The 8159-nt window shown below is 60.6% G+C and carries 9 protein-coding genes; 1 reads left to right on the plus strand and 8 read right to left on the minus strand.

The annotated features are described in order from the left end of the window. Positions 1–158 precede the first annotated feature (158 nt). From ABH944_RS25025 to ABH944_RS25060, 8 genes are all read right to left on the minus strand, one after another. Positions 159–1370 carry a porin gene (locus ABH944_RS25025; RefSeq protein WP_404609854.1) on the minus strand — a complete coding sequence of 404 codons (1212 nt, stop codon included), beginning with the start codon at positions 1368–1370 and terminating at the stop codon, positions 159–161. Between the two features lie 315 nt (positions 1371–1685). Further along, positions 1686–1856, minus strand: coding sequence for a hypothetical protein (locus ABH944_RS25030; RefSeq protein ID WP_404609853.1), 171 nt, complete (start codon positions 1854–1856; stop codon positions 1686–1688). A 3-nt stretch (positions 1857–1859) separates the two neighbouring features. Then, entirely contained in the window at positions 1860–2918 is a 1059-nt protein-coding gene (gene dmpG / locus ABH944_RS25035) for a 4-hydroxy-2-oxovalerate aldolase (protein ID WP_404609852.1), read from the minus strand. Then, a complete protein-coding gene (locus ABH944_RS25040) occupies positions 2915–3886 on the minus strand; it encodes an acetaldehyde dehydrogenase (acetylating) (RefSeq protein WP_404609851.1) in 972 nt (323 codons plus the stop codon). Before ABH944_RS25040 ends, dmpG begins: the two co-directional genes overlap by 4 nt. Before the next feature lie 44 nt (positions 3887–3930). Then, positions 3931–4698: a 2-keto-4-pentenoate hydratase gene (locus ABH944_RS25045; RefSeq protein ID WP_404609850.1), complete on the minus strand. Its 768-nt coding sequence runs from the start codon at positions 4696–4698 to the stop codon at positions 3931–3933. Next, positions 4698–5501 carry a 2-keto-4-pentenoate hydratase gene (locus ABH944_RS25050; protein ID WP_404609849.1) on the minus strand — a complete coding sequence of 268 codons (804 nt, stop codon included), beginning with the start codon at positions 5499–5501 and terminating at the stop codon, positions 4698–4700. Before ABH944_RS25050 ends, ABH944_RS25045 begins: the two co-directional genes overlap by 1 nt. Then, positions 5498–5713, minus strand: a complete 216-nt coding sequence (locus tag ABH944_RS25055; RefSeq protein ID WP_404609848.1) for a tautomerase family protein — start codon at positions 5711–5713, stop codon at positions 5498–5500. The genes ABH944_RS25050 and ABH944_RS25055 overlap by 4 nt, the downstream gene beginning before the upstream one ends. A 40-nt stretch (positions 5714–5753) precedes the next feature. After that, complete coding sequence (locus tag ABH944_RS25060) at positions 5754–6701, minus strand: dioxygenase family protein (protein WP_404609847.1); 948 nt, start codon at positions 6699–6701, stop codon at positions 5754–5756. 144 nt (positions 6702–6845) lie between these two features. Here ABH944_RS25060 and ABH944_RS25065 point away from each other — a divergent pair, with 144 nt between their 5' ends. After that, positions 6846–7754 (plus strand): LysR substrate-binding domain-containing protein, encoded by a 909-nt coding sequence (locus ABH944_RS25065; RefSeq protein WP_404609846.1) that lies wholly within the window; start codon positions 6846–6848, stop codon positions 7752–7754. The last annotated feature ends 405 nt before the right edge of the window (positions 7755–8159 follow it).

The following is an 8159-nucleotide window of genomic DNA, read 5'->3' on the forward strand; positions in this document are numbered from 1 at the left end:
AAAGTGATGATATTCCCGCCCTGCGAACAGAGTTCGCGAGCGATGTTATTGGAGTGGCGATCCTGGCGTAGAACCCGCGCCGGTAACGGATTATGCCGCTGCCGGCCCGGGTATTCTCCCGCGCCGCCCATGCACATGGCGAACAGCGGGTACGGTCATCAGAACCGGTGAATAATGCCCACGCCTGCCGCGAACTGGCTTGGCGACGAAGAAGGCGCCGACTGGAAACCATCGCCCAGCGTAGCCGTCGCATTGATGATGCTGGATGCGCCCGGCGTCCCCAGCGTCTTGCCCTTTGCGCGCTGGAACGCCTGCAGTGCATACAGGCCGGTTCGTTTTGACAGCGAGTAATACTCGGACAGGTTGAACTGGTGATATTGAGCGACGCTGTCAATGCCATTCGCTTTCGTCGCACGGGTGTAGCTGTAGCCGGTCGCCAGATCGAGCGCGGTCGACGCATGCCAGTGAAGCACAGCGCCGGCCGTGTTGAAGATCGCGGTGTCGCGGAACAGCGAGTGAATGCCGGGAATGTACTGCACGTTCGAATAGGTGGCCGACACGTCCCACGCGCTGTTGAACGTATAACCCGTGCCGATCGCGAACCGCTGCTGCGCCTGCGCCGTCTGGTAGCCGTTCGTCACCGCCGACACGCCCGACTGCCCGGCCGAATTCGTGGTCGAATCCGTGCCGTACGCGCCGCCGCCCGGAGTTGAGTTGTTGATGCGCGTGATACCCGCCGCGATCCCGAACGGGCCGTTGACGTACTGGACCGCGCCGCTCCATGTCGAACCCTGGTTCACGCTGCCCGGCACGCCCGCGAACGAATACGAGCCGCTGAACGTGAGTCCGTAGAGCTTGGGCGACGTATAGACCAGCGAGTTATTCGCACGGTAGATGGTGTCGAGTTCATCGAGGTCGCCTGGATGCGCGCCGTAGAAACCGGTCAGCCAGGTGGTCGGGCTATAAGGCGAAAGCAGCGAATAGTAGGACGTGTACTGGCGGCCCGCCGTGAACGTTCCGTACGTGGAGTTTGTTACCCCCACGAATGCCAGCCGGCCGAATTCGGCGTTGGTGTATTGCTGCGCGCCGCTGGTGCTGTTGAAACCCGACTCGAGCTGGAAGATCGTCTTGGTGCCGCCACCCAGGTCCTCGGCGCCCTTCAGGCCGAAACGGCTGCCCGCCCACACGCCCGACGACATCTTGATGTTGGAGCTTCCGCCCTTGGTGGAACCCAGAGTCGTCTGGCTGCTTTGGTAAGTCAGCGAATTATCGACAATACCGTACAGCGTCACGCTGTTTTGCGCATGCGCGGACGTGGCCATTGCCACCGTCATGACGACCGCGGCTCCCGCTTGTCTGGATTGCTTCATCTACGTCTCCTCCTTCAATTCTCTGGGTTGGGGTCAATGCTGCAGGCATTTTTATTAAGCTTTCCTAACCTGCTTCGCTACTCGATCACGACGGTTGGAAAGTTCTGGTTCAAAAAGAATGTGTTCAGCAACAAATGAGGCGCGGTACTGGCTGAATCTGCCGCGCTTGAGGTGTTGGATCAGCACATGGACACAATAAAGTCATGTGCGATCCCGGGCAATGTCTTGCGCGTGAAAGAAATCGATTATCGGACGCAGGCGTTCGCTAATCGCGCATTATTGGGGTTTGCACTAGGACGGGAACCGCCTTTTTCCTTAGCGCAGCATCGGGATGTTGCCGAACATCGGATACTGCAACTCGCCCGCGCGGAAGGGATTCAAGCGCAAACCTGGCGCGTCGTAGCCATTACGCGCCGCCGCACTGACAAGCTCGGGTGGTGTCAGGTCAATCGCTGTCAGCGCAGCGAGCGCGAATTGGTGTGGCATGGTTCATCCCGCTGCGCTTATGGCCAGCGCGGAATGCGACGGCCTGTGTGCCGTGCGCTTGAGCAGGTCCAGCGCAACGTCCACGATCATGTCCTCCTGCCCGCCCACCATCTTTCGTTTGCCGAGTTCGACGAGGATGTCGACCGTCTTCAGGTCATACCTTTTCGCGGCCACCTCGGCGTGTCGCAGGAAGCTCGAATACACCCCAGCGTAACCAAGCGCAAGGGTCTCGCGGTCCACCCGCACGGGCCGGTCCTGAAGCGGACGGACCAGGTCGTCGGCGGCATCCATCAGCTTGTACAGGTCGCAGCCGTGGTGCCAGCCCTGCCGTTCCGCCGCCGCGATAAACACTTCGAGCGGCGCATTCCCCGCACCGGCGCCCATGCCTGCGAGGCTGGCATCGACACGATCGCAGCCCTCCTCGATCGCCACCAGCGAATTCGCCACGCCAAGGCTCAGGTTGTGGTGCGCATGCATGCCGGTTTCAGTATCCGCGTTGAGTACGTCCTTGAATGCACGGAAACGGTCTCGTACGTCGTTCATACCCAGCGCGCCGCCTGAGTCCACCACATACACGCAAGACGCACCGTAACTCTCCATCAGCTTCGCCTGCCCGGCGAGTTTTTCCGGCGTCGTCATGTGGCTCATCATCAGGAAGCCTACCGGGTCCATCCCCAGCTCGCGAGCAAATTCCAGATGCTGGCGCGACACGTCCGCTTCGGTGCAATGAGTCGCCACCCGGACAATGCGCGCACCGGCATCGAATGCATTGCGCAGGTCGTGCGTCGTGCCAATACCGGGAATCAGCAGCGTCGCGATCTTCGCCGTCTTCACGCTTTCGGCAACGGCGCTTATCCATTCAACGTCGCAATGCGCGCCGAAGCCATAGTTGAAACTCGAGCCTTCAATGCCGTCGCCGTGCGCCACTTCGATGCTGTCGACACCCGCTTCATCCAGCGCTTTTGCAATCGCCCTGACATTCGCGATGCTGTATTGATGACGAATGGCGTGACTGCCGTCGCGCAGCGTTACATCGGAGATATAGAGTTTTTTGCCGGTCATTGCACAGTTTCCTGATTTGTCTGATCGCCACGGGCCACGCCCGCCGCCATGCGGCGACGTGCCATCATGTCGCCGCATGCGAGCGCGGCGGACGTCATGATGTCGAGATTGCCGGCGTACGACGGCAAATAGTGGGCAGCGCCCTCGACTTCGAGAAACACCGATGTCTTGAGTCCATGCATGGGCCCCAGACCCGGCACGTTCAGCGGCGTCGACGGATCGATCACGTCGAACTGGACCTCCTGCTTCAGGCGATACCCGGGCACATAGGCCTGCACGCTCGCCACCATGGCTTCGATGCTCGCCAGCAGCGCCGCCTGATCCGCGAGGTCCGACAGCACGAACACCGTATCGCGCATGACGAGCGGCGGCTCGGCGGGATTCAGCACGATGATCGCCTTGCCGCGCGTGGCGCCGCCCAGCTTTTCAATCGCGCTGCGCGTGGTCTCGGTGAACTCGTCGATGTTCGCACGCGTGCCCGGCCCCGCTGACTTGCTCGATATCGACGCCACGATTTCCGCGTAGTGCACCTTCGCCACCCGCGACACGGCAGCCACAACAGGAATGGTTGCCTGTCCGCCGCACGTGACCATGTTCATGTTGGCCGCGTTCTCGGCTTCAAGGTTGATCGCGGGAATCACATACGGACCGATCGCCGCGGGCGTCAGGTCGATCATCTGGACGCCATGCGCCTGAAGCGCGTCGTTGTGATGCTTGTGCGCGCCGGCTGACGTGGCGTCGAAGACAATGTCGATATCCTTGAACACGTCGAGCCTGAGCAAACCGTCCAGGCCCCCGGCCGTGGTCGCCACGCCCAGCCGCTGCGCACGGGCAAGACCGTCGGACTTCGGGTCCACGCCGACCATTGCGCCCATCTCCAGGTGCTTGCTGTTGCGCATCACCTTGATCATCAGGTCGGTGCCAATATTGCCCGGCCCGATGATTGCCACTTTCACTTTTCTGTTCATGCTGATTCCCATGTCCACTGCTAAAGATTGCGGGGCCGCCGTGATCAGCCCTTCACATGAAAGCCGGCGCTCCCAAGGCGTTCCATGTCGACGGAGACGTACTGGCCCGGCTTGATCCATTCGGCGGGCGTGGCGCCCCCTGCCATGACGATCCAGCCGGCCTGCAAGGGCTCGCCTGCGAGCGCGGACAGGCGCGCGGCCGCAACCAGCGAGCGCAATGGATGGCCAAGCAAGGCAGCGGTCGAGCCGACCTGCACCACGCGTCCGTCGATGTTCAGCGTCAGTCCCAGGTTGGCGAAATCGATCTGCGGACTGCACCACTGCCCGATCACGAAGCCGCTCGATGAAGCGTTGTCCGCGATCACTTCGGGCAGCGTGAACTTGAAGTCCTTGTAGCGTGAATCGATGATCTCCAATGCCGGCGCAATGGCTTCCACCGCCGCGAGTGCCTCGGGACCGGTGACATTGCCGGACAGCGGACGCTTGAGCACGAATGCAATCTCCGGCTCAACGCGCGGATGCACGAAGCGCGAGAAGTCGGCAGCCGTCCCCTCTTCGACCTGCATGCCCGCCGTCAGGCGGCCCCAGATCACATCGGACAGTCCCATCTGGATCATCTTTGCGCGGCTCGTGAAACCCATCTTCACGCCGACCCGGTGCTCGCCGCGCATCACCCGGCGCTGGATGGACGCTGCTTGAATGGCGTAAGCGTCGTCGAGCGACAAGCGGCCTTCCGTGTCGAACTGGGCGACTTCGTTTGCGTTGCGCGCGGCGTCGTCGAGGAGCGTCGCGTAGTCGAGGATTTTTCTCATCAGCGGGCCTCGCCAGAGTCGTGTTCAAACACCGCCCGCACGGAACCGAGTCCGTTGATGCGGGTTTCGAAAACATCGCCGGGCGTGACCGGGACCATAGGACCCAGCGCGCCGGACAAGACGAGATCGCCGGCCTTGAGCGGCGTGCCCAACCCGGCCATCGTGCGGGCAAGCCAGACGACCGCATTGATCGGATTACCCAGGCAGGCCGCGCCCGCGCCGACCGACACCGGCTCGCCGCGCCGTTCGATCACCATCCCGCACAGCCGCAAGTCGAATTCAGAGAGCTTGCGCGGGCTATTGCCAATCACGAATGCCGACGACGATGCGTTGTCCGCAATCGTGTCGGTGATACGAATGTTCCAGTTGGCAATCCGGCTTCCTACAATTTCAAGCGCCGGCAGTGCGTATTCGATCGCGTTCAGCACATCGAGCGCGCCTGGATTCGGCACGGTGATATCGCGGCCGATCACGAACGCGACTTCGCCTTCAATCTTCGGCTGCGTGAGGATCGATGCCGGGATCGGTTCGCCGTCGCCGTAGGCCATGTCGTCGAAGAGCATGCCGAAATCGGGACGATCCACGCCGAGTTGCTTCTGCACCGCAACCGATGTCAGCCCGATCTTGCACCCCACCAGCCGGTGTCCTTCCTTCAGCCGCCGGTCGGTGTTGAAGCGCTGCACGGCGTACGCGGATTCAATGCTGAGTTGCTCATACGTCTCTCTCAACGGCGCGATAAATTGACCGGTGCGAGCGGCATCGAATAACGCATTCGCAGCTTGCTCAATGAGCTGGGGTGTCATCTTTCCTCCGGCTTTTGAACCACTGCAGCAGTCTCGTCCTTGGTCTGGTCGCCAACGGCCCAATGCGTGGCGGGCACCACTGTTGCGATGACCCGGATGGACGCGAGCGGCGCGCCGAGCGTTTCGTGGATCGTGCGAGCGACCGCCTTGATGCATGCTTTCACGGTGGCGTCGTCGCGTCCTTCAATGAGTGATATCTGTACGATTGGCATGCTTCCTCCTTTGTTTAAATCGATCTGGTGCGTGTAGTCGTCAGGTTCTCGCCAGCACCGCGAGCGTCGGGCGCGCGCCTTCGGATTTCCCGGTGATCGGTGGTTTCGGCAGCTTCGCTTCGCCCGCTTCAATCCTGAAGTGGTGATCGAGCGAATACCACGGACCCTCTACATCGCCTGATGGCGCCGGCTCGGTACGGCTGTCGTGCAACACATACTGACCCACCAGCGCGCGCGTGACGCCGAACTGGACGTCCGTATCGAGGTTGGGGTCATCGCTTGAATAGACTTGCGAGAACTGCGTCTTGAAACCGGGCCTGTAAATCATGAAATGGATATGCGCGGGCCGCATGTTGTGACGGCCTTGAGCACTTAGCAATTCACCCACGGGGCCGGACAACGGGATGGGATAACCCGCCGGTTTGACGCTGCGAAAGGTGATGTGCCCTTCGGCGTCGGTGGTCAGTTTTCCGCGCAGGTTCATGTCGGCTTGACCGGGGTCCTGGTTCTCGTAGAACCCCTCCGCCGATGTATGCCAGACGTCCACTTCCGCATTGGCCACGGGTTGACCCTGGAGATCGCGAACCCATGCGTTGACGAAAATAGGCGTGCCGGGCGTTGGCGACCGAACGATTGACGCACCGTTTTCGGTGCGCGGTGAGTTGCTGCGCCAGAACGGGCCCATCAGGTTCGCGGTCGTCTCGGTTTGACCGTGGTTGCCGTTGTTGAGCAGGCAGACCAGTGACGAAAGCCCAAGCGAACCGGCGATCAACACGACCTCGTTGTGCGAGGCGGTAGTCAGTTGACCCAGCTTGGCGATAACGCTGCAAGCCTGATGGAATTCCGCTTCCGTGAGTTTCGCTTCGCGTGCGAAGTCATGCAGGTGACGCACTGCCGCCGACATGATTTCGCGGAATCGCGGGTTACAGGCGCGACTTAATTCATCGAGCACAGCCCGCGTGACGTCTTCCTGACGGGTGATGATCATCGTTTGTCTCCGTTGTGCGCGACGCGCACCGAACTTGTCGTACTGACTATCTTCGAATCGTGCGCGATTGAGCGGGATATCGTCCAATACCGTTTTTTCAGATTCCGATACCATTCCGGTATTGAGTTTTAACGGGGAGCGGTAATGGATCTGAAGCAGATGCGGCAGTTTCTGGTGCTTGCCGAGGAGTTGAATTTCGGCCGCGCTGCGGAGCGTCTTCATATGGCGCAGCCACCGCTTACGCGCAATATCCGTGCGTTGGAAGAGGAGCTCGGGGCGCCGTTATTCGTGCGCACGCCGAAGGGGGCGGAGCTGACGCAAGCGGGTCGCGCATTGCTTGACGAGGTGCCGAACGTTCTTGCGCTTGCCCGCCGTGCGGAGGAGCAAGCGCAGCTCGCGGGTCAGGGATACGTGGGCCGGCTGGATGTCGGCATTTTCAGTTCGGGGATCCTGAACGTGATTCCGCGTTTGCTTGCGCAGTTTCATACCGATCGGCCCGACGTGAAGATTGGCTTGCACAACATGTCGAAGGCCGATCAGATCGCGGCCTTGCGTGAGCGCCGCATCACAATCGGGTTTAACCGGCTGGTACCGGATGAAGCGGACATAGCAGTGGAATGGGTTCAACGCGAGCCGTTCCTGGTCGCGCTTTACGAGGGTCATCCGTTATGCGTGAAGAAGTCGATCACGCTTGGCGACCTGGATAGTGAACGGATGATTCTTTACCCGAACGCACCGGTGCATGGACTTGCACAGGAGGTCACCGCAGCATTCCGGGCCGAAGGCGTGAGGTTACGGGTGGAGCAGGAAGTGGAGGACGTGGTGACGTGTATTGCGCTGGTCGCCAGCCGTTTTGGTGTTTGCGTCACGACTGAATCCGCCGCGAATCTGCGCTTGCCAGGGGTGGTTTATCGACCGCTCAGGTCTAGACAACTTCGCAATATTGAACTGAGCTGTTTGTATCGGCGTGGGGATACGTCGCCGATATTGCATGCGGTGCTTGAGTTGATCAGGGCAACGAGAGGGAAGTTTCGTTCGCACTCGGGTGGGTAGGGGTGGGCAGTTGAGGTTGGGGGAGCGGTCGGGGGCGGGGGCAGGGTCGGGGTGCCAGGTTCTTGCGTTAGCGGTCGGAGTCAGTGCCGGGTTGCTGCTCTCTAGGTCTTCGCGCGTTACATGTTGGCTGTTTTCTTTTGCTCTATTAGCCACTGCGCGTGGCGGCACGTCATTTCTTTGTCCAAAGCGACAAAGAAACGAAGCAAAGAAAACGCTTTAACCGCACTACCCTAAGAGACGGTTTCAAAAAGACGTGAAGGGGGCTGTTAACTTCATGGACATGCTGTTAACCTTGGTCGTCGTGACGACCAGGTCAAGGGGATGGACAAGCCAATCATTGACGACGAATTGTGGAAACGAATCGCACCTTTACTACCACAGCCAAAGCCTCGACGCGAGAAGTAC

The organism is Caballeronia udeis (assembly GCF_044909315.1).
GTDB classification, from domain to species: Bacteria; Pseudomonadota; Gammaproteobacteria; order Burkholderiales; family Burkholderiaceae; genus Caballeronia; species Caballeronia udeis_A.